The sequence below is a fragment of the Arthrobacter tecti genome, assembly GCF_054511355.1.
The window spans coordinates 260,269-285,354 of the sequence record NZ_JBTNCT010000001.1; the positions used below are offsets into that span (position 1 = coordinate 260,269).

Genomic DNA, 25,086 nt, shown 5'->3' on the forward strand with positions numbered 1-25,086 from the left:
GTGGCCTGGGTGGACGCTACTTTCGGGAGTCTGATTCCCGGGGTTCCTCAGCGGCTGCGTCCGGCGGGGCGGACGGGCCTGAGGCGTCTTTTGTTTCTGAGAGATTACCATGACCGGTCCGCATTGCGGCCGATGTGTCCGATGGCTGGACTTCTGTTCCCTTACCGTTACGTCCATCCACGACTACGGATCCAGCCTTGGCGGAATCTTCACCTGCGGCTTTCTTACCCTCGGCGTCTTTGTCAGGATTCTCACCATCAGAGCCGGTGCTCCCTGTGATGCCTTCTTCCGAGGACGACGACGGCGCCGCGGATGTCTCACCGGCGGCATCCCCTGCGGAGGGCTCGGGCGCCCTGCTGGGAAGGTAGACGGACGTCTGGTCCGTTCCCCGCTGTTTCCTGGTGAGGTAGACGAAAATGACAAGGGCACCCACCAGCACGAGGATGCTGGTCCAGACGTTGAGACGCTGCGTGAGGCCGAAGATGGTGATCAGTTCGGCGTCGTCGATTCGCAATGCCTCAATCCAGACGCGACCCGCGGTGTAGTACGCGGCATACAGCCAGAACATGCGGCCGCCGCGCAGCCCGAACCTGCGATCGAGCAGGAGCAGAAGTGCAACGCCGACCAGGTTCCAGAGGGATTCGTACAAAAATGTGGGGTGAAACAATGTTCCCGGGTCCGCATCCGGCGGAAAGTTGGGGTGGTCCGCATCGATCTCGAGACCCCACGGCAATTTCGTCGGAGCGCCGAAGAGTTCCTGGTTGAACCAGTTGCCCCAACGCCCGATGGCCTGTGCAAGCAGTACACCCGGGGCTGCAGCGTCAGCGAAGGCCGAGAGGCGAACGCCGGCACGGCGGCACCCGATCCACGCTCCAACCGCTCCAAGGGCAACCGCTCCCCAGATCCCGAGGCCGCCTTCCCAGATGCGCGGAATCCGGGACAGGTCCCCGTCCGGACCGAAATAAGCATCCGGTGAGGAGAAGACGTGGTAGAGCCGACCGCCGATCAGGCCGAACGGGACCGCCCAGATGGCCACATCCCACACCACGTCCGGGTTGCCGCCGAATTTCTTCCACCGCGCGGACGTGAGCAGAAGTGCGACCACAATGCCTGCAAGGATGCACAGCGCATACAGGTGGATTGTCGCAGGGCCAATGGTGAAGCTCGCCCATTCGGCGGGAGGACTCGGGATGCTGGCGGGGATCATGATCAGCCCTTCGGGGAACCGGAGCGCAGGCTCTTGGTCAATTCGGTGACCGCGGGAACGCCGCCGTCGCGGAGCGCCGCAACAAGCGCTGTACCGACAATCACGCCGTCGGCATAGGCTCCGATCTCACGGACATGTTCAGCGGTGGAGACGCCAAGACCTACGCAGGCCCGTTCTGCCCCCGCGCTGTGCGCCGCAGCCACGACTTCCCGCGCCGCGGAACTGACGGAGGCGCGTGCACCGGTGATGCCCATGATCGAGACCGCGTAGACGAACCCCCGTGTGGCCTGCACGGTCATTTCCATGCGTTCAGGCGAGGTCGAGGGCGCCACGAGGAAGACCCGGTCCAGGCCGAACTCGTCGGATGCTGCGATCCATTCTGCAGCCTCGTCGGGTATCAGGTCCGGGGTGATGAGCCCTGCACCGCCTGCTTCGGCAAGCCTTCCAGCGAACTCCCGGACGCCGAAGCGCATGACCGGGTTCCAGTAGGTCATGACCAGCACAGCCACGTCAGCGCGGCTGGTGATCCCTGCGACCACATCGAAGATCTGCCGGACAGCGAACCCATTCGCCAGCGCTTCGACGGTGGCTTCCTGGATGACCTGTCCGTCCATGACCGGATCGGAGTACGGAATGCCTATCTCGATGAGATCCACGCCGTTCTCCGCCATCGCGACACCGGCTTCGACCGTGGTCTCAACGTTCGGAAAGCCTGCCGGCAGGTAACCGATCAGTGCGGTGCGGCCTTCCGACCGCGCCTTCTCGATTGCAGCCGCAGCCTTGCTCGAAATGGTGGTTGTCATAGCTGCTCCCCTTCCTGCCCGATCTCGGATTCGGCGCTGTCTTCCGGCAGCAGGTCGAACCACTCAGCGGCCGTGGCCACATCCTTGTCCCCGCGACCTGACAGGTTCACCAGGACAACCTTCTCGGCTGCACTCCCGGTCCCGGTCTCGGCGAGCCGCCTGCCCACCTTCAACGCGCCGGCAAGGGCATGAGCGGACTCTATTGCCGGGATGATGCCTTCAGTCCGGCACAGCAGGCTGAATGCTTCCATCGCTTCGGCGTCAGTGATCGGCTCATAAGCGACCCGCCCGATATCGGCGAGGTAGGAGTGCTCAGGACCGACCCCCGGGTAGTCCAGCCCGGCGGAGATGGAGTGCGACTCGATGGTCTGGCCGTCGTCGTCCTGCATCAGGTAGGACCGCGCGCCGTGGAGGACACCCGGCCGACCCAGCGTGATGGTCGCTGCGTGCCGGCCGGTTTCGACGCCGTCGCCGCCGGCCTCGAATCCGTACAAGGCGACGCCGTGGTCATCGAGGAAGCCGTGGAAGATCCCGATGGCGTTCGAGCCGCCGCCGATGCAGGCGCAGACGGCGTCGGGCAGTTGGCCGGTCGCTTCGAGGATCTGCTCGCGCGCCTCCTCGCCGATCACCTCGTGGAAGTACCGGACCATGGCGGGGAAAGGGTGGGCTCCGGCCGCGGTGCCAAGCAGATAGTGCGTTGTGTGGACGTTGGCTACCCAGTCGCGTAGGGCGTCGTTGATCGCGTCCTTGAGCGTCTGGGATCCATTGGTGACCGGGATGACTTCCGCGCCCAGGAGCTGCATGCGCGCCACGTTCAGGGCCTGCCGGCGGCAGTCTTCCGCGCCCATGTAGACAACGCACTCGAGTCCGAGCAAAGCTGCAGCGGTCGCGCTGGCAACACCGTGCTGCCCGGCGCCGGTCTCCGCGATCACGCGGGTTTTGCCCATGCGCTTGGCGAGCAGTGCCTGGCCCAGGACGTTGTTGATCTTGTGGGATCCGGTGTGGTTCAGGTCCTCGCGCTTGAGGAAAACCCGCACGCCGCCGGCGTGCTCAGAAAACCTGCGGGCTTCGGTCAGCAGGGACGGCCTGCCGGAGTAGCTCCGGTTGAGTTCAGCGACCTGCGCCAGGAAGTCCGGATCTGCCTTCGCCTTCTCGAAAGTCTCTTCCAGCTCATCCAGCGCAGCGATCAGCGATTCAGGCATCCAACGCCCGCCATAGGCACCGAAGTAGGGACCCTGGGCATGCTGCAGAGAGCCGCCGGCGTGTTCCCCGGAGAGGAACGCCTCGGCAGCGTCTTCGACACCGGGCAGTGGATGTGGCGTGTCGGTCATGAACCTGCTGTCCTGTCGTGATTCGGGTGCTTTGAAGCCGCGGAACGGCGTCAGTTGTGCAATGCGCGGCCGGTGCGCATGAAGTCGCGCACGGTGGCCTCGGGGTTCTCATGGCGAACCAGAGCTTCTCCGACCAGGACCGCTCGGGCGCCCTGGGCGGCGAATTGCTCGACGTCTGCGATGTCCCGCACGCCGGATTCAGCCACTACCACCACGCCCGCTGGGATGAGGGCCGCCAGCGTCCCGAACACCGAGCGGTCGATGTCCAGGGTCTTCAGATTTCGTACATTTACCCCGATGATGCGGGCCCCGAGTGCGACGGCGCGTTCCACTTCCTCCGGAGTGTGCGTCTCAACCAGCGCATTCATTCCCAGCTCGTGCGTCAGGGCGAGAAAGGTACGGAGTTCCTCGTCAGACAGGGCTGCGACAATGAGGAGGATCAGGTCCGCCCCATGCGCCCGTGCTTCCCAGATCTGGTAATCATCGACGGTGAAATCCTTACGGAGGATCGGCAGGTTCACCGATTCCCTGACGGCGTCCAGGTCCGCCAGCGAACCACCGAAGCGGCGTTCCTCCGTAAGCACGCTGACGACGGCGGCACCGCCGCGTTCGTACGCCGCAGCCAGTTCCGCGGGGTCCCGGATCTCAGACAGGCTCCCCTTCGAGGGACTCTTCCGTTTGACTTCGGCGATGACGCGGACGCCGCCGTTGGATGCGTTCAGCACGTCATAGGCATCGCGCGGAGCCGGCGCCTGCTCAGCCGCGGCTCGGACCTCTTCCAGCGTCACCCGCGACCTGCGTGCTGTCAGATCCTCCCGGACCCCGTCAATGATGTCGTCCAGAACGCTCACTTAGTGCTCGGAGTTCTTAAGCTTGTGCCCGCCAACCCCGTAGCCGGCTTTCTTCAGCACAACACCGAGGACCAGGCCCACCACCATGACGAGCGCACCGATCCAGAACAGGAGGGTTCCGGCGTCGTGATTTCCCTCGGTGCTTGCAAAGATATACGCGAAGGAGGAAAGCGCGGCGCCCGCGAGCATGACAAACACGCAGGTCCACGCGGCAGGACTGTTGCCGTGTCCGATGGTTTCATCATGCGAAGCCGAGTGGCCGGCCATGCGGGCGTCGTCGCTGGACTGGGTTGCGGGCGCAGTTCTAGCCATGGTGCATCTCCTTGTGGTGCTGTGTCTGATGTCCATTCTGCCATTGATTCGAACAGCTCGTTGATGTCGTGAAAACAGAGCCCCTCGTCAGCGGGTGGGGTCTTCTCCCCTGCTCAGGCTGTCCCAACTGTCGATCTCGTCCGCGTTCCTGTTGGTCGCCGTCGCAGGCTTTCTTCGCACGGACTTCTCGTAGCGGCGCGCGGCATTCCAACGGCGACCAGCGCCAAGAATCCAGAGCGCGCAAATGATCAGCAGAATGCCGGCGACGACGGCGACCCACGGCATGGGCGTAATAGACACCGACACGCCCTGCGGTGCGCTTACCCCCAACGCGTCACCGATCGCCGGTGCTGCCGCGGGTAGCGGATCCAGGATGACAGCGAGACTGCTCCAAACAATTCCGGCGCCAGCGACCATCAGGATCAGCGTGATGATCCAGCGTGCAATGGTTCCGGCGATGGAGGCGGCCAGGGCCGCAGCGAGACCGACAAGGGCGAACGCGGTCACTGCCGTGGCGGCGTCGGATCCCGGCACCTGGATTGACGGTGTCTGCACCGCGTCCTGCGGGAGCAGAACGGATAACCAGGTCTGGGTTGTGCTTCCGAACGCCGCCAGCGCTGCAACGACGGTTGCCAGAACCACTATGCCCTTGCGTCGTCTCAGCGGCGCTGCACCCGGTGCCGGTGGTTCCTTGGTCATGCTCACTCTCTCCCAACTCTTGCATCGGTGGCCGGGCTGAGACTGGACGCGATGAGCGCCGCCCGGAGGGGCGCAGCGGCCTTGTTCACACTCTCGAGCGCTTCGGCCTCAAGATCAGAGTCCGCGACGATGCCTCCCCCGGCCTGCACGTACGCCCGGTTGTCGCGGAGCAGGGCCGAGCGGATTGCGATCGCCATATCCATGTCTCCCGCGAAATCGAAGTAGCCGACCACCCCGCCGTAGATTCCGCGCTTGTGGGGCTCGAGTTCGTCGAGCAGGCGTAGCGCGCGCGGCTTGGGAGCCCCGGAGAGGGTGCCGGCGGGAAAGGTCGCCGCCAGGACGTCGTAGGCGGACTTCGACGGGTCAAGCTCACCGACCACGGTGGACACCAGGTGCATGATGTGGCTGAATCGCTCCACCTCCATGAATTGCGTTACGTCCACGGTTCCGGGACGGCACACCTTCGAGATGTCGTTGCGGGCAAGATCCACCAGCATGAGGTGCTCGGCGCGCTCCTTTTCGTCCGCAAGCAGCTCTTCGGCCAGCGCGCGGTCCTGTTCACCCGTTTTCCCCCTCGGCCGCGACCCGGCGATGGGGTGTGTGATCACTTCTGCGCCGTTGACCGTCACCAGGGCTTCGGGCGAGGAACCCACGATGGAGTAGGCACGTCCGGCGGCATCCTGCAGGCTGAAGAGGTACATGTAGGGGCTCGGGTTAGTGGTCCGCAAAACCCTGTAGACGTCCAGCGCCGACGCCTCGCAGTCGAGCTCGAAGCGGCGCGAAATCACCACCTGGAAGACTTCGCCTTCGATGATCGCCTCCTTGCCCTTTTCAATCGCGGCGAGGTAGCGGTCACGGTCCCAGCGTTCGTGGACCCGCGACATCAGGGTGGCTGTATCAACCGGACCCCCGGCAAGTACTGACACCGGCTGGTCCGCGGCAGTCCCGAGCCTGGAGAGCATGCTGTTCACACGCCCCACTGCCTCGTGCCACGCCTCGTCCACCCGTTCGGAGGAATTGTCGTAATTGATCGCGTTCGCGACCAGGGTGACCTTCCCGCCCGTGTTGTCATGGACCGCCATGTCAGTCACCAGGTTCATGGCGAGCTCGGGCAGGTCCAGGTCGTCTTCCGGCGGGGAGGTCAGGCGTTCCCAGTGACGCACCGATTCCCAGCCGATGAAACCGACCATGCCCGAGGTGAAGGGTGGAAGGCCTTCGAATCGGGGGGTTTGGAGGGCCTCGACGGTCTTTCGCAGCGCCTCGACCGGGTTGCCGTCCACAGGTACTCCGGCCGGCGGAACACCTAACCAACGCGCCTCTCCAGACTCTGTGGTGAGGGTAGCCCGCGAATTGACTCCGATGAACGAATAGCGGGACCACACGCCGCCCTCCGCAGCCGATTCCATCAGGAACGTGCCTGGATGAGAGTCCGCGAGCTTGCGGTAGATCCCGATCGGCGTGTGCGCGTCGTCAAGCACCGTCAGGTGAACAGGTATGACGCGCCTGTCCTGCGCCAGCGCGCGGAACTCCTCAAGGCTGGGGCTGATCACTCCGAGCTCGTCCATGTGCTGCATCTTCCTTTTTCTGCACACCCAAGAGATGCGCCCGCTGTGATTCCTGCCTGCTTGATTGTCCGGCAGTGCCGTTCTTCGTCTTTGAATTAGCCGGAGCGTGTCATCTGGAACCGACAACTGCGTCGAGTCCCCTGCCCTCGAAACAGGTCCGCGTGCCGGTGTGGCAAGCGGCGCCCAACTGGTCCACGCGCACCAGCAGGGCATCGCCGTCGCAATCCAGCGCAACAGACTTCACGAACTGCTTGTGGCCGGAGGTGTCCCCCTTGCGCCAGTACTTCCGGCGGGAACGCGAGTAGAAGGTCACTCTTCCCGTGGTGAGCGTGCGGCGCAGCGCTTCATCATCCATCCAACCGAGCATCAGCACCTCGCCGGTGGCGTGGTCCTGGATAACTGCCGCGACGAGCCCGGCGGCGTCCCGTTTCAGCGCGCCGGCGACCGCCGGGTCGAGGGTGGGCTGCGAGTCTGCAGAAGCAGGATCCGGGGTGGCAGGGTGAAGTGACATCGCATTGATTCTAGTCGCGCGCGCCAAGGCAACTTCGCATGAGGGTGTACGTCGGAAGGAACCGGCGAGGTAAGCACCTGCGAATCGCCCGGACAGCAGCGCAGGAATGCAGCCTGTCATGCTATTTTCAGCAGTGATGCATTTCGTAGATCCCTCACGTGTTGTCCTTGCCGAAACACTCCTTGCGGCCGGGCCTCACTCCCCTACGCTGTGTGACGGGTGGCAGACCAAGGAGCTCGCTGCCCACCTTTATCTGCGCGGCCACCGGCCGAGCGTGGGAATCGGCGCTGTGATCAAGCCCCTAGCCGTCGTTTCCGAGAAGGCTACCCGCAAGCTGGCGGCGAAATCCGCAACAGCCGCGTCCTACGAGAAGTTGGTCGACGACTTCCAGAAGGGCCACCCTTTCTACTCGCCGATGCGGATTCCGTCGATCGATGCGAGCACTAACCTCATCGAGTATTTCGTCCATACCGAGGACGTCCGCCGCGCACGCAGCCGGTGGGCGCCACGCGCGCTGGATGAAGAATATTCGAACGCCCTCTGGGACGAGCTGATCAAACGTGCAGCCATCCTCTACCGCGGGGTGGACCTCGGCATTGTGCTCGTTCGGCCGGACGGTCCGCGCCATGTGGCAAAGCGGGCACCCGTTTCGGTGGCGATCGTCGGCGAGCCCGGGGAACTCCTGATGCACGCACATGGCCGTACGCGGCACGCGTTGGTCACTTTCGAGGGCCAGCCCGACGCCGTCGCCCTGCTGGACAGTGCTGAAGTAGGTCTGTGACGGCCACCTTACCGGGGGCGGTCCGGCTTACCTGACCGGGAAACCGGCGTCGCGGATTGCCTTCTTCACCTCGGCGATAGCGTTCACCGGACCGAAGTGGAATACCGATGCCGCGAGCACCGCATCGGCTCCCGCCTCCACCGCGGGCGGGAAGTGGGCAGGCTCGCCCGCGCCTCCGGAAGCAATCAGGGGAACCTTCACCGCTGCGCGGACTGCACGGATCATCGCCAGGTCGAAGCCCTGCTTCGTACCGTCTGCGTCGATCGAGTTCAGCAGGATCTCCCCCACGCCCCGGTCAGCCGCCTCACGCGCCCAGGCAACGGCGTCGATCCCGGTGCCTTTCCGTCCGCCATGTGTGGTCACCTCGTAACCCGATGGTGTGGAGGCGTCGTGGGTACGGCGCGCATCAAGGCTCAGCACCAGAACCTGCGAACCGAAGTGCGACGTGATTTCATCGATAACCTGGGGACGTGCTACGGCAGCGGTGTTGATGGACGCCTTGTCCGCGCCGAACCTCAAGAGCCTGTCGACGTCGGAAATCTCCCGCACGCCTCCGCCGACTGTGAGTGGGATGAAGACTTCCTCAGCGGTCTGCGCGACAACATCGAAGGTGGTGTCGCGATTACTCGATGACGCAGTGACATCGAGGAACGTCAGTTCGTCAGCGCCGGCGCGGTCGTAGCGGTGGGCAAGTTCAACCGGATCGCCGGCATCACGGAGATCCTCGAAGTTGACTCCCTTCACTACCCGCCCGGCGTCGACGTCAAGGCACGGGATAACGCGGATTGCCACGCTCATGAGAAGTTCCCTTGCTAGATCCGGCAGGCGTGGATGGTGCTGACCAGGATGGCACGTGCGCCGAGGTCGTACAGCTCGTCCATGATCTGGTTGGTGCGGTTCCGTTTCACCATCGAGCGCACCGCAACCCACTCGGAGTCGCGAAGCGGCGAAACGGTGGGCGACTCGAGCCCCGGGGTCAGCGCCGCCGCCTCGTCCACCAGCTCCTTGCGGATGTCGTAGTCAAGGAGAACGTACTGACGTGCAACCAGAACGCCCTGCAGGCGTCGGATGAGGATGTCCAGTCCTTCGGGGGCAGCGCCCTTACGGCCGATGAGAATAGCCTCACTGCGGAGAATCGGGTCCCCGAAAATTTCCATCCCCGCCGCTTTGAGGGTGTTACCGGTTTCGACGACGTCGGCAATAGCGTCCGCGACGCCGAGGCGCACGGAGGACTCCACCGCTCCGTCCAGGCGGACCACTGTGGCATCGACTCCCTGCTCGGCGAGAAAGGCGCGAAGCAGGCCGTCGTAGCTGGTGGCCAGCCGGCGTCCGTCGAGCTCCTTCACGGAGGAGAAATGGCCTACGGGACCGGCGAAGCGGAAGGTTGAGGCACCGAAGCCAAGCGGCAGCAGCTCCTCCGCGTCCACCTGTGCGTCCAGGAAGAGGTCGCGGCCGGTGATTCCGACGTCGAGCGTGCCTGCACCGACGTAGACGGCGATGTCACGCGGACGGAGGAAGAAAAACTCGATCTCGTTCTCCGGATCCACCATGACCAGCTCGCGGGTGTCGCGGCGTTGGCGGTAGCCTGATTCGCCGAGCATGGCGGAGGCCGATTCTGACAGGGATCCCTTGTTGGGGACTGCTACTCGAAGCATGGGGTTCCTTCTGGGAGGGTTTCCTTGGGGCAGGCTCACAGGGGCCACGCGCGGAATTCGTCAAGGAATGCCCGGCGCGCGGCTAGAGATGCTTGTAGACGTCCTCGAGCGTGAGCCCCTTGGCGATCATCATCACCTGGAGGTGATAGAGCAGCTGGGAGATTTCCTCGGCTGCTTCCTCGTTCGACTGGTACTCCGCGGCCATCCAGACCTCGGCTGCCTCTTCCACGACCTTCTTGCCGATGCCATGCACACCCGAATCCAGCTCGGCCACCGTACGTGACCCGGAAGGACGGGCGGAGGCTTTCTCGCTCAGCTCGGCAAAGAGGGTGTCGAAGGATTTCACTCTGCCTAGGTTACTGGGTAGAAACGAATACGCCGTATCCGGCCCAAAGTATGTGACGAAGCTCTACCGGCTCCAGGGGCCTAGTACCGCCGCTGTGGTGAGGGCGGCGACGGTGGCCTCATAACCTTTGTCCTCGCTCGAGCCGGCGAGGCCCGCGCGCTCCAGTCCCTGATCCTCCGTGTCACAGGTGAGGACTCCGAAGCCCACCGGCACGCCGGTGCGGACGCTGACCTCGGTGAGCCCCGAGGTCGCGGCCTGGCAGACATAGTCGAAATGCGGTGTGCCACCGCGGATCACAACACCGAGAGCGACGACGGCGTCGTAATAGGGTGCCAGCCTCGCCGCGGCGACGGGCAACTCGAAACTCCCGGGAACGCGCAGAACGTCCGGCTCGATTCCCGCCTCCGCGGCTGCGCGCCTGGCGCCGTCGAGGAGCCCGTCCATGATCGCGGTGTGCCAGCTCGCAGCTACGACGGCAAGCCGGACAGGCTTCTGCAGGGCAAACTCGGTGATGGTGGTGAGGTCAATACTGGGCGCGCCGTGGCCGCTCATGGTTCTCCTTATGGAAGTAACGGTGATAGTTGGGAGGGCGTTCAGCTTTGCTGGACGATCTTTTCCTGCGGCTTATCCAGATGCTCCTGCAGGTGGGAGAGCTGGTGGTTCAGGCGGTCGCGCTTGGTTTCGAGGTAATGCCTGTTCTCCAGCCGCGACGGAATGTGCGAAGGCACCATTGAGACAACTGTTATTCCGTAGCGCTCAAGGTGGTCGCGTTTGAGCGGATTATTGCTGAGCAGCCGGATCCGGGGCATCCCAAGCTCCTTCAGGATCCCCGCGGCCACCTGGTAGTCGCGGGAATCCACGGGCAGTCCGAGCTGCTCGTTCGCCTCGACGGTGTCCGCGCCGTTCTCCTGCAGCGCGTATGCCCTCAGCTTGTTCGCGAGCCCAATCCCCCTGCCCTCCTGACCGCGCAGGTAGAGCACCGATCCACCCTGTTCCTGGATGAGTTCCAGGGCCTGGTCCAGCTGTTCGCCGCAGTCGCACCGATGGGAACCGAAGACGTCCCCGGTCAGGCATTCGGAGTGCAGGCGCACCAATGGGGCCACGTCTTCTTCCCCGCTTCCCGGCGCGGACATGCTCAGATGCTCAACAGCTGACTCTGACACGGTCCACGCCCGCGCGCGGAAGGCCCCGAATGCCGTCGGGATTGCCACCTCGGGCCCGCCCGTCAGCGTGCTCATTCGACGCTCCCAGCTCCCGGCGCAGCAAGATAGGCAGCCAGGTCCTCAATCGAGATCAGTGGGGCGCCGTGCGCCGTCGCGAATTCCCGTAGCGCGGGCAGGCGCATCATGGCGCCGTCGTCGTGTGCGACTTCGGCGATCACCGCTGCCTGCTCCACGCCCGCGAGCCGGCACAGGTCAATCGCTGCCTCCGTGTGGCCCCGCCGTACTGACACGCCGCCGTCCACGGCGCGCAGCGGGAACATGTGCCCGGGCCGGGTGAGGTGGGCGGCCGACGACGACGGCGACGCCAGTGTCCGCGCCGTCAGCGCCCGGTCAGCCGCGCTGATACCGGTGCTCACCCCCTGGGCGGCGTCGCAGGACACGGTGTACGCCGTCTGCTTGGCATCCTGGTTGTCAGCGACCATGGCGGGCAGGTCCAGTCGATCCGCGGCCAGACTCGTCAGCGGAACGCACAGCACGCCCGAGGAGTATCGGATGGTCCACCCCGTCAGTTCCGGCGTTGCGAACTGCGCGGCGAAAATGATGTCACCCTCGTTCTCACGGTTCGCATCATCGACGACGACGACGGCACGCCCCGCGGCGATTGCTGCCACCGCCGCCTCCACCGGGTCAAGGGCAATGGCCGGCACACCGGCGCCGCTGGTTCCCGCCTGTGCGGTCTCCGTGCTCCGTGCTGTCTGCGGCGCGCTCATCCCTGGCCTCCGTTCGAAGCGAAGCCCAGCAGCCGCTCGGCATATTTGGCGAGGACATCCATTTCAAGGTTCACCCGGTCGCCGGCAACCTTGGCGCCGAGGCCGGTTTCACTCAGGGTGGTCGGAATGAGGCCGACTTCGAACCACGGCTCTGCCGTCCCCGCATCGCTTACTGCCGTTACCGTGAGGGACACCCCGTCGACCGCTATGGAACCCTTCCGGGCCGCATAGCGGTCAAGCGGTGCGGGTACGCTGAAACGCAGCCGCTCCCACGAGCCGAGGTCCTCACGTTCGAGCAAAGCGCCCACGCCGTCGACGTGGCCCTGGACCACGTGCCCATCCAGCCGTCCACCGGCCGGGACACAGCGTTCCAGGTTGACGGAGTCCCCCGGTGCCAGCTCCCCGGTTGTCGTGCGGGTGAGCGTTTCGCCCATCACATCGACGCGGATCCGCGAGTCGTTGTTCTCTGTCGCTGTGAGGCAGACGCCATTCACGGCGATTGACCCGCCGGGCTGCAGGCCAAGCCCGGTTTCCCCGGCGTCGAACTCCAGTACCGCGCTGTCCCCGTCCTGCTGGACGGCGACCACTGTACCCTGTCCGGTCACTATTCCTGTGAACACTCACGAACCTTTCGCTGGGTGCGCCGGAGGAGGCGCAATGGGTTTGAAATGCAGGCGGACGTCGTCGCCCAGTTGGGTGAGAGGCGCTGCGCCGTCCGGGTCCAGCCGCCACACATGCGCGTCAGCGAGTGTTGCGACGCCGAGCCGCTGGAACGCCGGGATGCCCGCACCAAGCAGCATCGGTGCAATGTAGGTGAAGAGTTCGTCCACCAGGTCGGCCATGAGGAACACACCGGCCAACTGTGGTCCGCCCTCCACGAGGACATGGCGGGCACCGCGGCTATGAAGCTCGTTCAGCGCCGCGTGCGGGTCATGGGTTCGGAGGTGGATAAATCCTTCTCCGCGGATCGCTGCACCCTCCGGGATGTTCCGGAAACCCATTGCCGCCCGAAGCGGCTGGCGGGGCGCATCAGCGCCATCGAGTGCACGAGCAGTCAGTTGAGGATCGTCGGAGAGCACAGTTCCTGTGCCGACCAGCACGGCATCGACCCGCGCGCGAATCGTGTGGCCGTCAGCGCGGGCATGCGGACCGGTTATCCACTGACTTGAGCCGTCCGCTGCGGCGGACTGGGAATCCAGGCTCTGCGCAACCTTGACGGTCACAAACGGACGCTGCTCCTGAACTGCCTTCCCCCAGCGCCGGTTCAGTTCCTCGCCGGCTTCGGCAAGAAGTCCGCCGACGACGTCGATCCCCTGCCCGGCGAGCCACGCCGCACCCCCTGCTGCCGTTGGGTTGGCATCTGCCGCCGCATACACCACCCGGCGGATTCCCGTCCCGGCAATAGCCTGGGTGCAGGGTCCGGTGCGGCCGGTATGGTTGCACGGCTCGAGGGTGACCACCATGGTGCACCCGGACGGATTGATGCCCTGCTGGGCGGCGTTCTTGAGGGCGGCGATCTCCGCATGGTCAGTGCCTGCTCCCCGGTGCGCGCCACTGGCGACCATGGCGCCGTCGTTGTCGAGGATGACAGCCCCGACCAGCGGATTCGCTCCCCGCACTCCCTGTCCGGCCAGCAGCAGGGCGTTCTCCATGGCCATCATCTCCGCCGCGGTGATGCCGGTCCCGGCAGTCATGGCAGGCTCGGTTCAGCGCTCGCGGCGAGCTGTTCATCGGTCTGGGACCTGCGCTGCGCGCGCGCCCACACCACGAAGCCCACGAGCGTGAAAATGCCGTAGAACAGGTACATGAAGGCGGACGCGTAGTAGCCGGCGCTGAAAAGTAGCGGGACGCCGACCACGTCGACAGTCACCCAGATGAGCCAGAATTCCACCCATCCCTTCGCCATGCCGAAGGTGGCAAGCAGGGAACCGACGAAGGTCCAGGCATCCGCCCAGACCGGCTCGTAGGAGCCCAACGCCCGAAACAGCGGCGTCAGCGCCACGGTACCGAGGATCATGGCGGCGACAAGGCCGACTCGCGTGCGGCTCGATGCCCAGCGCGGTGTAATGGCGGTCCCAGCGGAGGAGCGGGCTTGCCGCCAGCGGCGCCACCCGTAGACTGCCACAGCGATGAACATGACCTGCCGGGCGGCCTGTCCGAGCAGGTTCGCCGTCGATACACCGCCAAAGACCGAGCCGAGGAAAACCGTGAGTAGAAGAAGGTTCCCGGCGATGCCTACGGGCCAGGCCCAGACTTTCCGGCGCATGCCGCCCAGGGCGCTCAGCAGGCCGAAGACGTTCCCGAGAACTTCCCGGACAAGCAGCGGACTGCCTCCGATGAAGATCTGGGCTTCGAAGAGCCACCGCAGAAATTCCATGTCGATCCCTCAAGCTCGTAATTGCGGCTCCAGGGTTAACGACACAGCGCCCGGCGGACACCGGGAATCGACGCGCGAACGCCGACAACGGTGCACACCCAAGGGCTGCACATGCTTCTCCCATCCAGACTTTAACTGTCGGTGCCGGAATTTCACCGGCTCAACCGTTTGATGCTGTCTCCAGCAGCGCGCGGGTCGCGGACTATAACCGCCGGTTCGGACTTACACCGACCCCGGAGCACGTTGTACGAGGGATATTCTTTCACACCTGTGACATGCGCGCGCTCCGCGCGTCACGAAGTGAGATCAACCTCTCGCGTCCGGCTTCTCGACTGGTTTTGCGTCGACGCCTGCCTCCTTGCGCTGCTGCGCGGTGATCGGTGCTGGAGCGGCTGTCAGCGGGTCGTAGCCGGCGCCGGTCTTCGGGAAGGCAATGACGTCGCGGATGGAGTCGGTACCTGCCAGGAGAGCAACCACGCGGTCCCAACCGAAGGCGATACCGCCATGCGGAGGCGCGCCGTACTTGAAGCCCTCAAGCAGGAAGCCGAACTTCTCCTGGGCATCCTCCGCGCTCAACCCCATGACCGCGAAAACGCGTTCCTGGACATCACGCTGGTGAATACGGATGGACCCGCCGCCGATCTCGTTGCCGTTGCACACGATGTCGTACGCGTACGCCAGCGCGCTGCTCGGGTCCGTATCGAAGCTGTCCACATACTCCGGCTTTGGTGAGGTGAAGGCGTGGTGCACCGCCGTCCATGCTCCGGATCCGACGGCAACGTCACCGGCCGCCACAGCCTCCGAGGCGGGCTCGAACATCGGCGCATCCACCACCCAGACGAACGCCCAGGCGCTGGGGTCGATCAACCCCGTCCGGTGCCCGATCTCGACGCGCGCAGCGCCCAGCAACGCGCGCGACGACGGCTTCTCACCCGCGGCGAAGAAGATGCAGTCACCCGGCTTCGCTCCCACAGCGGCGGCCAGGCCCTCCCGCTCGGTGTCCGTGAGGTTTTTCGCAACGGGACCGCGGAGGCTGCCGTCGTCGTCGATCAGGACGTACGCGAGCCCCTTCGCGCCACGCTGCTTTGCCCACTCCTGCCACGCGTCAAGCTGGCGGCGCGGCTGGGCGGCACCGCCGGGCATCACGACCGCACCCACGTACGCGGCCTTGAACACGCCGAACTCCGTGTCCTTGAAGTACTCGGTAAGTTCCGTCAGTTCGAGACCGAAGCGGAGGTCAGGCTTGTCGGAGCCGTAGCATGCCATCGCGTCGGCGTATGTCATGCGCTGGATGGGCGTCGGGATCTCGACGTCGATCAGGCGCCAGAGGGCCTTTACCAGCTGCTCGCCGAGGGCGATGATGTCGTCCTGCTCAACAAAGCTCGCCTCGATATCCAGCTGGGTGAACTCGGGCTGCCGGTCGGCGCGGAAGTCTTCGTCGCGGTAGCAGCGCGCAATCTGGTAGTACTTCTCGAACCCGCCCACCTGGAGGAGCTGCTTGAACAGCTGCGGCGACTGCGGGAGCGCGTACCAGGAACCGGGTGCAAGACGGGCCGGCACCACGAAGTCGCGGGCGCCTTCCGGAGTGGAACGCGTCAGGGTAGGCGTTTCGATCTCCACATAGCCGTCTGTGTGCAGCAGCTCCCGGGCAACACGGTTGGCCTCCGAACGCAGCCGGAGGTTGGCGTTCGGTGCGGGACGTCGAAGATCGAGGTAGCGGTGCTTCAGCCGGGCTTCCTCGCCGACCTCCACGTGCTCATCAATCTGGAAGGGCAGCGGATCCGAGGTGTTGAGGATCTCCACCTTCTCCGCAATGACTTCAATTTCGCCCGTTCCGAGCGCGGGATTCTCGTTGCCCTCCGGACGCTTCTCGACGGTGCCGATAATCTGCAGGACGTACTCGTTGCGCAGGGAAGAGAACACGTCCTCCTCCCGCACCACCACCTGGGCAACACCTGAGGCATCGCGCAGATCCAGGAATGCCACACCACCGTGATCACGACGGCGGGCCACCCATCCGGCGAGGGTTACGGTTTGTCCAATGTGCCCGGTCCGTAGCGAACCAAGGTCATGTGTGCGCAGCACAGCATTCCTTCCGGTGTGATTGACTCTAGAGAAATTCGATCGATCCGTTCGAGTTTACCGTTGGAACGCACGCACCTTCGGCCACCTCGAAGTCATCGGAAAGGGAACCGGCGAATGTCGCAGGCACTGAACAGGCAACTCGGCGGCTTCGATGCGACGACGGTGGGCGTTGGATCGATGATCGGCGCCGGCGTCTTCGTGGTATTCGCACCAGCCGCCGTCGCCGCCGGGCCGCTCCTCCCGCTGGCCGTTGTCCTCGCCGGATTTGTCGCCTACGCCAACGCCGCCGCGTCCGCCCAGCTCGCGGCCGTCCACCCCTTCAGCGGCGGGGCCTATCTCTACGGTCGCCGCCAGCTCGGCGCCTGGCCGGGATTCCTGGCCGGGTGGAGCTTCCTGACCGGCAAGTCGGCCTCCTGTGCCGCGATGGCACTTACCTTCGGGCTGTACGCCGCCCCCGGCTGGGAGAAGCCCACCGCAGTCGCAGCCGTAGCCGCCCTGACCGCCGTCAACCTGCTGGGCGTCACCCGCACCGCACTGATGACCCGGATCATTGTGTCGCTGGTTGTCCCGGTGCTGGCTTTCGTCATCGTCGCTGCTTTTGCACGGCCCGACGCCGGCACCGCCGCAGTCCCGGTCCCTCTCGAAGCATCCCCGTGGGGTGTGCTGCAGGCCGCGGCACTCATCTTCTTCGCGTTCGCCGGTTACGCCCGGATCGCCACAATGGGTGAGGAGGTCCGCGATCCCGCACGCAACATTCCCAGGGCGATCTTCGGCGCGTTCGGGTTCACGCTCGCGCTCTATCTCCTGCTCGCTTTCGCGCTGCTTCGCGCGTTGGGCGCCGGGGCGCTAGCCGAGTCAACGGCACCGCTTACGGAGGTCTTTCCTGCAGGGGAGTCGATTCCAGCAATCGCCGTCACCGTAGCGGCGGCCCTGGCCAGTCTGGGGGCCCTGCTCGCGCTGATCAGCGGAATCGCACGCACGAGCCTGGCAATGGCGCGCGAGGGGGACCTGCCGCGCATGTTCCGCGCGGTGTCTTCCCGCCACGCGACGCCATACGTCGCCGAGGTGGCGACCGCCGTCGTCGTCGTTGTCCTTCTGCTGGTGACGGACATACTGACCGTCGTCGGGTTTTCCAGCTTCGGCGTACTGATCTACTATGCGGTGGCCAACCTGTCTGCGATCACGCTCAGCTCGCGGCCCTGGTATGCGCCGCGGGCGCTGAACGTCATCGGACTGCTCGGATGCCTCGTGCTCGCCTTCACCCTGCCGCCGGTTTCAGTCCTGACGATGACGGCGGTTCTTGCCGTCGGGCTCGGCGGGAGGGCGGTCGCCGTCCTCGTGCACCGCCGGCACGTCTCGTAAACCGGTCCTACTGCGGCGACACAGCGGGCCAGAGATCCTCTGCCGGCGGAGTCCAGGTTGCAGGGTCCGTCGGCACCTGCTCCCCCGAGCGGATGTCCTTGACTTCATGCGAGCCGTCCTCGGAGGTAAACCACACAAACGGAATGCCGCGGCGGTCGGCAAATTTGATCTGCTTGCCGAACTTCTCCGCAGAAGCGGCAACCTCGACGGGAACACCCCGGCTGCGCAACCCGGCGGCGACGTCCTGCGCCGAAGACCACGAATCGTCGTTCGCGAGGGTGACCAGCACCGCCGTCGGGACCTGCCGGGAAGCTGCCGCGAAGCCCTGGCTCAGGATCCGGGTCACAATGCGGGTGACGCCGATGGACAGGCCGACGCCCGGGAAGGTCCGGTTGCCCTTGCTGGCCAGGGCATCGTAGCGGCCGCCCGAACAGATCGAGCCAAGCGATTCATGCCCCACCAGGACCGTTTCATAGACCGTCCCCGTGTAGTAATCGAGCCCCCGGGCGATGCTGAGGTCTGCCAGTACCCTGCCCGGTGCCCGCTTCGACGCCTCGGCGATGACCTGCTCGAGCTCCGCCAGACCCTCATCCAGAAGCGGGTCAGCGACCCCCAACCCGCGGACCAGGCCGACGAAGGAGGTGTCCTCGGTGCGGATCGAGGCGAGCTTCAGCGCCGCCTCTGCCTGCGCATCAGTAGCCCCGATTTCTTCCCTGAGCAGCTGGGCGACCTTTTCCGATCCGATCTTTTCCAGTTTGTCGATGCTTCGCAGAACGCCGGCCGTGTCAGTCAGGCCGATGCCCCGATAGAAGCCTTCGGCAAGCTTGCGGTTGTTGATGCGCAGTTGGAAGTCCGGGATGGGCAGCCCGCCGAGGGCCTCGATGACCACCAGGGCAAGCTCGACGTCGTAGCGGAACGGCAGCGAACCGTCGCCCACAACGTCGATGTCGGCCTGGGTGAACTCGCGTGCCCGGCCCTCCTGCGGACGTTCACCGCGCCAGGCCTTCTGGATCTGGTAGCGACGGAACGGAAAGGCGAGATGGCCGGCGTTTTCCACTACGTAGCGCGCGAAGGGAACGGTCAGATCGAAGTGCAGTGCCAGCGCGTCTTCACCGTTCGAGCGGGCGGATTCCTCTTCCTGGAGCCGCGAGACCGCGTAGACCTCTTTGTCGATCTCACCCTTGCGGAGCAGTTGGCCCACCGTCTCTACCGCGCGGGTCTCAACGCTCGAGAACCCGTGTAACTCGAAAGTCCGCCGCAGGGTGTCCAGGACATGGAGTTCCACGAGGCGCTCCTGCGGGAGCCACTCAGGAAATCCGGACAACGACGACTTTCGTGCCATTTATACAACTCCTAGCGAACGACGCCGGCAAGCATCCGGTTCGGGACGACGGCCAACGAAAATGGAAGCAGCACAGATCCGACTATGCCTACACTGTGTGCGGCAATCATTTTATGGGCTCTGGGCGGTGCCGTGCTAACCGGTGCAACGCCGCGCCACCCACCGGCTGAACTTGGGAGGGATCGTGGCCGCCGACCGCCGAGGGCGCGACATGCGCCGCCACATCGCACAGATCGAGGCGAAGCGCGAACTGAATCGGGCACAAGTACAACGACGACGAAGGGACAGCCTGTTCGCCGGTGTCGCTGCCGCAGTGGTGCTGGCGCTGGCGGTTTCGCTGCAGCTTTTCTGGTTCAGCTCCAACCCGACAGCTGCGCAGATGGACGTGCTCGAGGATGCACCCGGCGTTAGTCCCACGGACCCCGTCGAGCCAAGCGCCAAGGCCGCCGACATTCCCGATCCTGCCACGGTCGATGGCGAGGTCTTCACCGGGACCCTCGCCACCAGCGCCGGCGACATCGGCGTGGAACTGGACGCGAACCTCGCCCCGCAGGCCGTAGCAGTCTTTAAGTCCCTGGCGGAGGAGAACTTCTTCGCCGGCAAGAGCTGCCATCGGCTGACAACAGCGGAGACCATGGGCGTGTTGCAGTGCGGTTCCCTGAACGGTGACGGCGCCTCCGACCCCAACTACCAGTGGGGTCCGGTGGAGAATACACCGGAAGACGGCAGGTACCCGGCCGGCAGCATTGCCGTGGCCCGCGGCCAAAGCACAGACAGCCACGGGACGCAGTTCTTCATTGTGTATAAGGACTCCCAGATCCCGCAGGACACCGGGGGCTATACCATCATGGGCACGGTGACCTCGGGTCTTGAGGTGGTTCAGGGAATTGCGGATGCCGGAGTTGAGGGCGGCGGCGAGGACGGTCCACCAGCAACCCCTGTGACGATAGACTCATTAACCCTGCGGTAACTCCACAGGACACGGCCCTGACAGGCCATCCATCGAGCGAAAGACTTCTAGCGGTGACAAACAGTCAGAAATCCGACGAAACGCCCGTAACCGACGCCGCTGTTGCAGAGGCCGGGAACCATGAGCATGCCGAAGCAGCAGCTGAACCGGCCGCGCCTGTTGCTGAGCCCCAGCTGGAAGGGGCGAACCCTGAAGCCGTAACGGAGACGGCTGAAGAAGGGGCAAACCCTGAACCGGTAACGGAGACGGCTGAATCGGCAGCGCCGGAGCCCGTACAGTCCGAGACAGCAGCAACGCCGACGCCAGGGCCCCGCCCTGGGAAGCCCGGCTCCCCGCGCCCCACGCCGGCCGCCATGGCGCCGCGCCCCGGCGGACCCGCCGCGCCGGCCGCCGTCGTCGCCCCTCCGATCCACAGCACCCCGTTGGCCGAGGCTGCGAGATTTGCGCGGGTTGAGGAAGACGGCCACGTCTTCCTCATCGTCGACGGCGAAGAGTTCGCGGTAGGCCAGTATCCGGATGCCACGCGCGAGGAGGCGCTCGGCTACTTCGTGCGAAAGTACGACGACGTCGCGGGGCAGGTCACGCTGCTGGAGCAGCGGGTACACGCGAAAGCTCCGTCCACGGACATGCAAAAGACCGCTGCGCACCTTCGCGAGCAGGTCGCTGAACGAAAGATGGTGGGCGACGTCCGGGCACTCGAGGCGCGCTTGGACAGCCTCGCCACGCTAATCACCGAACTGGAAGCCGGTGAGAAGGCCGAACAGGACGCCGCGCGCGCCCGCGAACTTGAATCGCGCGAGGCAATCGTTACGGAGGCTGAGGAAATCTCCGGACGCGATCCGTCCACGGTGCAGTGGAAAGCCAGCAGCACCCGCATGAACGAGTTGTTTGAGCAGTGGAAGTCGGCACAGAAGTCCGGCATGCGGTTGGGGCGAGGCACCGAGGACGCCCTGTGGAAACGGTTCCGTTCCGCACGAACCGTGTTTGACCGGCACCGTCGCGCCTACTTCTCCCAGCTGGACAGCGACAACGCGGAGGCTAAGCACGCCAAGGAAGCTCTGATCCGGCGGGCCGAGGAGCTGTCCACGTCAACGGACTGGGGACACACCGCCGCGGAGTACCGCCGCCTCATGGATGAGTGGAAGGCCTCGAAGCGGGCAAGCCGGAAGGACGACGACGCCCTCTGGGCGCGGTTCCGGGCTGCACAGGACAAATTCTTCTCCGCGCGGAAGAACGCGAATGAAGCCATTGACGAAGAGTACGGGGCCAACCTGGTAGTTAAGGAGCAGCTCCTGGTGGAAGCACGCCAACTGCTGCCGGTGAAGAACGCCACCGCGGCGCGCAAGGCCCTGCAGTCCATCCGCGATCGCTGGGAGGAAGCGGGGAAAGTTCCGCGCGGGGATATGGGCCGGGTCGAAGCGAAGCTGCGCGAAGTCGAGGACGCCGTCAAAGCCGCCGAAGACGAGCACTGGCAGCGCACCAATCCTGAGACGAAGGCGCGCACCAACAGCGCGCTGTCCCAGTTGGAGAACACCATCGCTTCCCTGGAAGAGGATCTGGCAGCAGCAGAGAAAGAAGGCGACGCACGGCGTATCGCCGCTGCCCGTGAGGCACTCGATGCCCGCAAGCAGTGGCTGGACATGCTCCAGAAGTCAGCCCAGGACTTCGCCTAGCCCATTCTGCGCATCACCGGTGAAGTCCCGGTTGCACTGTTATCCACAACGGCGCAACCGGGACTTTCCCTTTTCCCGGCTGTTGGGGAAGCTTGATGCATGTCGCTCACGCAAGGCCAGCCGCTGCCGGCCCGGTACCCTCCACGCCGTAACCTTGCCGTGAACTCCACCGGCGGGGTGCTCTTCCACGGCGGGACACTCTTCAGCGAAGTGGAGCTGCAGGCCATGCAGCTGGATGGCCTGATGGTCCACGTTTGCGGAAACTCGTATGTGCGAACCGATCAGCCCGCCACACCCGCGATCAGGGCACAGTCCGCCATCAACGTTGTTCCCCGAGCCTTGCAGCACCGTGTAGCGCTGGCCCGCCAAAGCGCAGCGTGGGTATACGGATGCGCCCAAGCACCGGCCATCGTCAGCCTGGTTACCGACCACCGCCGGCGGACTACAGCTTTACCGCCGTTCAGCGACGCGGTGATGCATCAGGTCACACTCGGGCCGTGCGACCTCCACACGATCGGCGGAGTCGATGTCACCTCTCCCCTGCGGACTGCGCTGGATACTGCCATCCACGGGCAGGACGACTGGGCAGTGGAGGCCCTTCGACGAATCTCGTCCATCCCCGAGTTACGGTGCCCGCTGGAACTGGTGATTCTCTCGCTGGAGAGTTCGGCCAGGGTGCCCGGGAAGGCACGTGCGCTTTCCCGCCTCAGGGAAGCGTTGCGGTGCTAGTTCAGAGCCGGCGCTGCGCACCTGTGGTCCGGTAGACGTCGAAGACACCGTCTATGCGACGTACCGCGCTCAGGATGTGGCTGAGATACTTCGGATCGCCCATTTCAAACGCGAACCGTGACAGCGCCACACGATCGGTTGAGGTATTCACGCTCGCGGCGAGGATGTTGACATGGTTCTCGGAAAGGACGCGGGTGACGTCGGAGAGCAGGCTCTTCCGGTCCAGCGCTTCCACCTGGATCTCCACCAGGAACACGCTCGATTGGGTCGGCGCCCACTCGACGTCGACGATCCGGTCCGGCTGGTCGCGCAGCTCCTGCACGTTCCGGCAATCGGTACGGTGCACCGAGACACCTGAGCCGCGTGTTACGAATCCGACAATGGGGTCCGGCGGCACCGGTGTGCAGCAGCGCGCGAGCTTTACCCAGACGTCGCCCACCCCGCGCACGGTGACCCCGGAATCGGAAAATTTGGGCCGCCGGGGCTGGGTGGCTACCGCTGTTTCGGCGATGTCCTCTTCGGCACCCGCATGGCCGCCCATGAGGGCCACCAGATGCTCGATGACGTTCTGGGCCGAGGAATGACCGTCCCCAACGGCTGCGTAAAGAGCGGAGATGTCAGCGTGCCGCAGCTCCTGGGCGACGGCCAGCAGTGCGTCGTGGGTCATCATGCGCTGCAGGGGCAGGTTCTGCTTACGCATAGCGCGCGTCAGCTGGTCCTTGCCCTTCTCAATGGCTTCTTCCCGACGCTCCTTCGTGAACCACTGCCGGATCTTGTTACGGGCGCGCGGACTCTTGACGAATCCCTGCCAGTCCTGGCTTGGTCCCGCTCCCTCAGCCTTGGAGGTGAAAATCTCCACCCAGTCGCCGTGATTCAGCTCGCTGTTGAGCGGCACCAGCTTGCCGTTGACGCGGGCGCCGATGGTCCTATGCCCCACTTCGGTGTGTACGGCGTAGGCGAAGTCCACCGGAGTGGAGCCCGCGGGCAGGGCCATGACCTCACCCTTCGGGGTGAAGACGAATACCTCCCGCGCGTTGATCTCGAACCGGAGCGAATCAAGGAATTCATCCGGGTCGGAAGTTTCCTGCTGCCAGTCCACGAGGCTGCGAAGCCAACCCATGTCGCTGTTGTCCGGAGCTTCACTGCTGCGCGCCCCGCCGGAATTCTTGTACTTCCAGTGTGCTGCGACACCGTACTCCGCACGTCGGTGCATGTCGTGGGTGCGGATCTGGATCTCAACGGGTCGTCCGCCCGGCCCGATCACCGTGGTGTGCAGAGACTGGTACATGTTGAACTTCGGCATCGCGATGTAGTCCTTGAACCGGCCCGGAAGCGGGTTCCACCGCGCATGCAGCTGGCCAAGGGTCGCGTAACAGTCGCGAACGCTATCAACCAGAACCCGCACGCCCATGAGGTCATGGATGTCGTCGAAGTCTTTCCCCCGGACGATCATCTTCTGGTAGATGGAGTAGTAGTGCTTGGGGCGGCCGGTAATCATTGCCTTGATCTTCACGGAGCGCAGATCTTCGCCGATCTGGTCGCGAACAAGGTTGAGGTGCTTCTCCCGCTCCGGGGTACGGTCCCCCACCATTCGGACGATCTCTTCATAGACCTTCGGGTGGAGGGCAGCGAATGAAAGGTCCTCAAGTTCCCACTTGATGGTGTTCATACCAAGCCGATGCGCCAGCGGTGCGAAGATCTCGAGGGTTTCGCGCGCCTTCCGCGCCGATGACTCCGGCGAGACGAACCGCCAGGTGCGGGCGTTGTGCAGGCGGTCGGCGAGCTTGATGACCAGCACCCGGATGTCCTTCGCCATCGCAACGACCATTTTCCGGACGGTCTCGGCCTGCGCGGCGTCGCCGAACGAAACCTTGTCCAGCTTGGTCACACCGTCAACGAGCATCGCCACTTCCTGGCCGAAGTCGCGGCGGATGTCATCGAGGGTGCAGCTGGTGTCCTCCACGGTGTCATGCAGCAGCGCCGCAGCAAGCGTAGTGCCCGTCATACCGAGCTCGGCGAGGATGGTCGCGACCGCTACCGGGTGGGTGATGTAAGGGTCCCCGCTCTTGCGCTTCTGCCCCTCATGGCTACGCTCGGCTACCTCATAGGCACGCTTGATGAACTCGAGGTCTTCCTTGGGGTTGCTCGCCCGCACCGTACGCAGGAGAGGTTCGAGGACGGGCGAGTAGCCGGTAGGTCCCCTGCCCGCCAGCCGGGCCAGACGGGCACGCGTGCGCTCACGGCGTCCCGGGGTATTTCCCTGATCATTGTCCTGAACGGGCTGAGCAGATGCGGGACGGGCCGTCGTGGCCGCCGCAGGCCGGACCGTATCCGCGCTCGAATCCACGCCCGGACCGGTGGTGGATCCGGTTCCGGACGGGCGTCCGGGACCACTGGCTTCAGCCACCCATAACCCCTCTTCGTCTATGCCCTGACAGTTCCAGCCGGAACCGGCAATGCTTCAACATCCCATATTCCTGCTTGACTATCCAAGTTTATCCACTCACCGCACCACCGATGTCCACGTTCAGCGTGCACGAAGTCGGCCCGGGCG

General features: G+C 64.9%; 25 protein-coding genes and 1 riboswitch. Of the genes, 5 read left to right on the forward strand and 20 right to left on the reverse strand.

Annotation, left to right across the window (positions count from 1 at the left end; all coding sequences use genetic code 11):
- Nucleotides 1–16: 16 nt before the first annotated feature.
- The 8 genes from lgt to hisI all read right to left on the reverse strand — a co-directional run bounded on the left by lgt (nt 17) and on the right by hisI (nt 7,279).
- The gene (gene lgt, locus ACX80C_RS01190) at nt 17–1,207 is read right to left on the reverse strand and encodes a prolipoprotein diacylglyceryl transferase (RefSeq protein ID WP_459324397.1); all 1,191 of its coding nucleotides are present in this window, start codon (nt 1,205–1,207) and stop codon (nt 17–19) included.
- 2 nt (nt 1,208–1,209) lie between these two features.
- Nucleotides 1,210–2,010: a tryptophan synthase subunit alpha gene (trpA, locus tag ACX80C_RS01195; protein ID WP_459324398.1), complete on the reverse strand. Its 801-nt coding sequence runs from the start codon at nt 2,008–2,010 to the stop codon at nt 1,210–1,212.
- On the reverse strand, nt 2,007–3,341 hold the full coding sequence (trpB, locus tag ACX80C_RS01200; protein ID WP_459324399.1) for a tryptophan synthase subunit beta: 1,335 nt from the start codon (nt 3,339–3,341) through the stop codon (nt 2,007–2,009). Before trpB ends, trpA begins: the two co-directional genes overlap by 4 nt.
- Nucleotides 3,342–3,391: 50 nt before the next feature.
- Nucleotides 3,392–4,192, reverse strand: coding sequence for an indole-3-glycerol phosphate synthase TrpC (gene trpC, locus ACX80C_RS01205; protein ID WP_459324400.1), 801 nt, complete (start codon nt 4,190–4,192; stop codon nt 3,392–3,394).
- Complete coding sequence (locus tag ACX80C_RS01210) at nt 4,193–4,504, reverse strand: HGxxPAAW family protein (protein WP_459324401.1); 312 nt, start codon at nt 4,502–4,504, stop codon at nt 4,193–4,195.
- Between the two features lie 87 nt (nt 4,505–4,591).
- A complete protein-coding gene (locus ACX80C_RS01215) occupies nt 4,592–5,203 on the reverse strand; it encodes a Trp biosynthesis-associated membrane protein (RefSeq protein ID WP_459324402.1) in 612 nt (203 codons plus the stop codon).
- A gap of 2 nt (nt 5,204–5,205) precedes the next feature.
- Nucleotides 5,206–6,768, reverse strand: a complete 1,563-nt coding sequence (locus ACX80C_RS01220) for an anthranilate synthase component I (protein ID WP_459324403.1) — start codon at nt 6,766–6,768, stop codon at nt 5,206–5,208.
- Nucleotides 6,769–6,877: 109 nt separating this feature from the next.
- Nucleotides 6,878–7,279, reverse strand: coding sequence for a phosphoribosyl-AMP cyclohydrolase (gene hisI, locus ACX80C_RS01225; RefSeq protein WP_459324404.1), 402 nt, complete (start codon nt 7,277–7,279; stop codon nt 6,878–6,880).
- A 136-nt stretch (nt 7,280–7,415) separates the two neighbouring features.
- Between hisI and ACX80C_RS01230 the strand changes: the two genes are divergently transcribed.
- Nucleotides 7,416–8,060: a TIGR03085 family metal-binding protein gene (locus ACX80C_RS01230; RefSeq protein ID WP_459324618.1), complete on the forward strand. Its 645-nt coding sequence runs from the start codon at nt 7,416–7,418 to the stop codon at nt 8,058–8,060.
- 27 nt (nt 8,061–8,087) lie between these two features.
- On the opposite strand, the gene hisF is transcribed toward ACX80C_RS01230, so the two are convergent.
- The 10 genes from hisF to aspS form a co-directional block, all read right to left on the reverse strand.
- Nucleotides 8,088–8,858, reverse strand: a complete 771-nt coding sequence (hisF, locus tag ACX80C_RS01235; protein WP_459324405.1) for an imidazole glycerol phosphate synthase subunit HisF — start codon at nt 8,856–8,858, stop codon at nt 8,088–8,090.
- 14 nt (nt 8,859–8,872) lie between these two features.
- Nucleotides 8,873–9,715, reverse strand: a complete 843-nt coding sequence (hisG, locus tag ACX80C_RS01240) for an ATP phosphoribosyltransferase (RefSeq protein WP_459324406.1) — start codon at nt 9,713–9,715, stop codon at nt 8,873–8,875.
- Nucleotides 9,716–9,797: 82 nt separating this feature from the next.
- Nucleotides 9,798–10,061, reverse strand: coding sequence for a phosphoribosyl-ATP diphosphatase (locus ACX80C_RS01245; RefSeq protein ID WP_459324407.1), 264 nt, complete (start codon nt 10,059–10,061; stop codon nt 9,798–9,800).
- Nucleotides 10,062–10,124: 63 nt separating this feature from the next.
- Nucleotides 10,125–10,613: a 6,7-dimethyl-8-ribityllumazine synthase gene (gene ribH / locus ACX80C_RS01250; protein ID WP_459324408.1), complete on the reverse strand. Its 489-nt coding sequence runs from the start codon at nt 10,611–10,613 to the stop codon at nt 10,125–10,127.
- Between the two features lie 41 nt (nt 10,614–10,654).
- Nucleotides 10,655–11,299 (reverse strand): GTP cyclohydrolase II, encoded by a 645-nt coding sequence (gene ribA / locus ACX80C_RS01255; protein WP_459324409.1) that lies wholly within the window; start codon nt 11,297–11,299, stop codon nt 10,655–10,657.
- Nucleotides 11,296–11,994 (reverse strand): 3,4-dihydroxy-2-butanone-4-phosphate synthase, encoded by a 699-nt coding sequence (gene ribB / locus ACX80C_RS01260; protein ID WP_459324410.1) that lies wholly within the window; start codon nt 11,992–11,994, stop codon nt 11,296–11,298. Before ribB ends, ribA begins: the two co-directional genes overlap by 4 nt.
- Nucleotides 11,991–12,614 carry a riboflavin synthase gene (locus tag ACX80C_RS01265; RefSeq protein WP_459324411.1) on the reverse strand — a complete coding sequence of 208 codons (624 nt, stop codon included), beginning with the start codon at nt 12,612–12,614 and terminating at the stop codon, nt 11,991–11,993. Before ACX80C_RS01265 ends, ribB begins: the two co-directional genes overlap by 4 nt.
- Nucleotides 12,615–13,688 (reverse strand): bifunctional diaminohydroxyphosphoribosylaminopyrimidine deaminase/5-amino-6-(5-phosphoribosylamino)uracil reductase RibD, encoded by a 1,074-nt coding sequence (gene ribD / locus ACX80C_RS01270; protein WP_459324412.1) that lies wholly within the window; start codon nt 13,686–13,688, stop codon nt 12,615–12,617. It abuts the gene before it with no gap.
- Nucleotides 13,685–14,371: a nicotinamide riboside transporter PnuC gene (gene pnuC, locus ACX80C_RS01275; protein ID WP_459324413.1), complete on the reverse strand. Its 687-nt coding sequence runs from the start codon at nt 14,369–14,371 to the stop codon at nt 13,685–13,687. The genes ribD and pnuC overlap by 4 nt, the downstream gene beginning before the upstream one ends.
- Before the next feature lie 108 nt (nt 14,372–14,479).
- Nucleotides 14,480–14,616: riboswitch (FMN riboswitch) on the reverse strand.
- Nucleotides 14,617–14,677: 61 nt separating this feature from the next.
- The gene (aspS, locus tag ACX80C_RS01280) at nt 14,678–16,456 is read right to left on the reverse strand and encodes an aspartate--tRNA ligase (RefSeq protein WP_459324414.1); all 1,779 of its coding nucleotides are present in this window, start codon (nt 16,454–16,456) and stop codon (nt 14,678–14,680) included.
- Nucleotides 16,457–16,570: 114 nt separating this feature from the next.
- Here aspS and ACX80C_RS01285 point away from each other — a divergent pair, with 114 nt between their 5' ends.
- Nucleotides 16,571–17,818: an APC family permease gene (locus ACX80C_RS01285; RefSeq protein ID WP_459324415.1), complete on the forward strand. Its 1,248-nt coding sequence runs from the start codon at nt 16,571–16,573 to the stop codon at nt 17,816–17,818.
- Between the two features lie 7 nt (nt 17,819–17,825).
- Here ACX80C_RS01285 and hisS read toward each other — a convergent pair whose 3' ends face one another.
- On the reverse strand, nt 17,826–19,160 hold the full coding sequence (gene hisS / locus ACX80C_RS01290; RefSeq protein WP_459324416.1) for a histidine--tRNA ligase: 1,335 nt from the start codon (nt 19,158–19,160) through the stop codon (nt 17,826–17,828).
- 184 nt (nt 19,161–19,344) lie between these two features.
- Between hisS and ACX80C_RS01295 the strand changes: the two genes are divergently transcribed.
- The 3 genes from ACX80C_RS01295 to ACX80C_RS01305 all read left to right on the forward strand — a co-directional run bounded on the left by ACX80C_RS01295 (nt 19,345) and on the right by ACX80C_RS01305 (nt 22,532).
- Nucleotides 19,345–20,130 (forward strand): peptidylprolyl isomerase, encoded by a 786-nt coding sequence (locus tag ACX80C_RS01295; protein WP_459324417.1) that lies wholly within the window; start codon nt 19,345–19,347, stop codon nt 20,128–20,130.
- Nucleotides 20,131–20,183: 53 nt separating this feature from the next.
- The gene (locus ACX80C_RS01300) at nt 20,184–21,803 is read left to right on the forward strand and encodes a DUF349 domain-containing protein (protein ID WP_459324418.1); all 1,620 of its coding nucleotides are present in this window, start codon (nt 20,184–20,186) and stop codon (nt 21,801–21,803) included.
- A gap of 99 nt (nt 21,804–21,902) precedes the next feature.
- Nucleotides 21,903–22,532, forward strand: a complete 630-nt coding sequence (locus ACX80C_RS01305) for a hypothetical protein (protein ID WP_459324419.1) — start codon at nt 21,903–21,905, stop codon at nt 22,530–22,532.
- 1 nt (nt 22,533) lies between these two features.
- On the opposite strand, the gene ACX80C_RS01310 is transcribed toward ACX80C_RS01305, so the two are convergent.
- A complete protein-coding gene (locus tag ACX80C_RS01310; RefSeq protein ID WP_459324619.1) occupies nt 22,534–24,879 on the reverse strand; it encodes a RelA/SpoT family protein in 2,346 nt (781 codons plus the stop codon).
- Between the last annotated feature and the right edge of the window lie 207 nt (nt 24,880–25,086).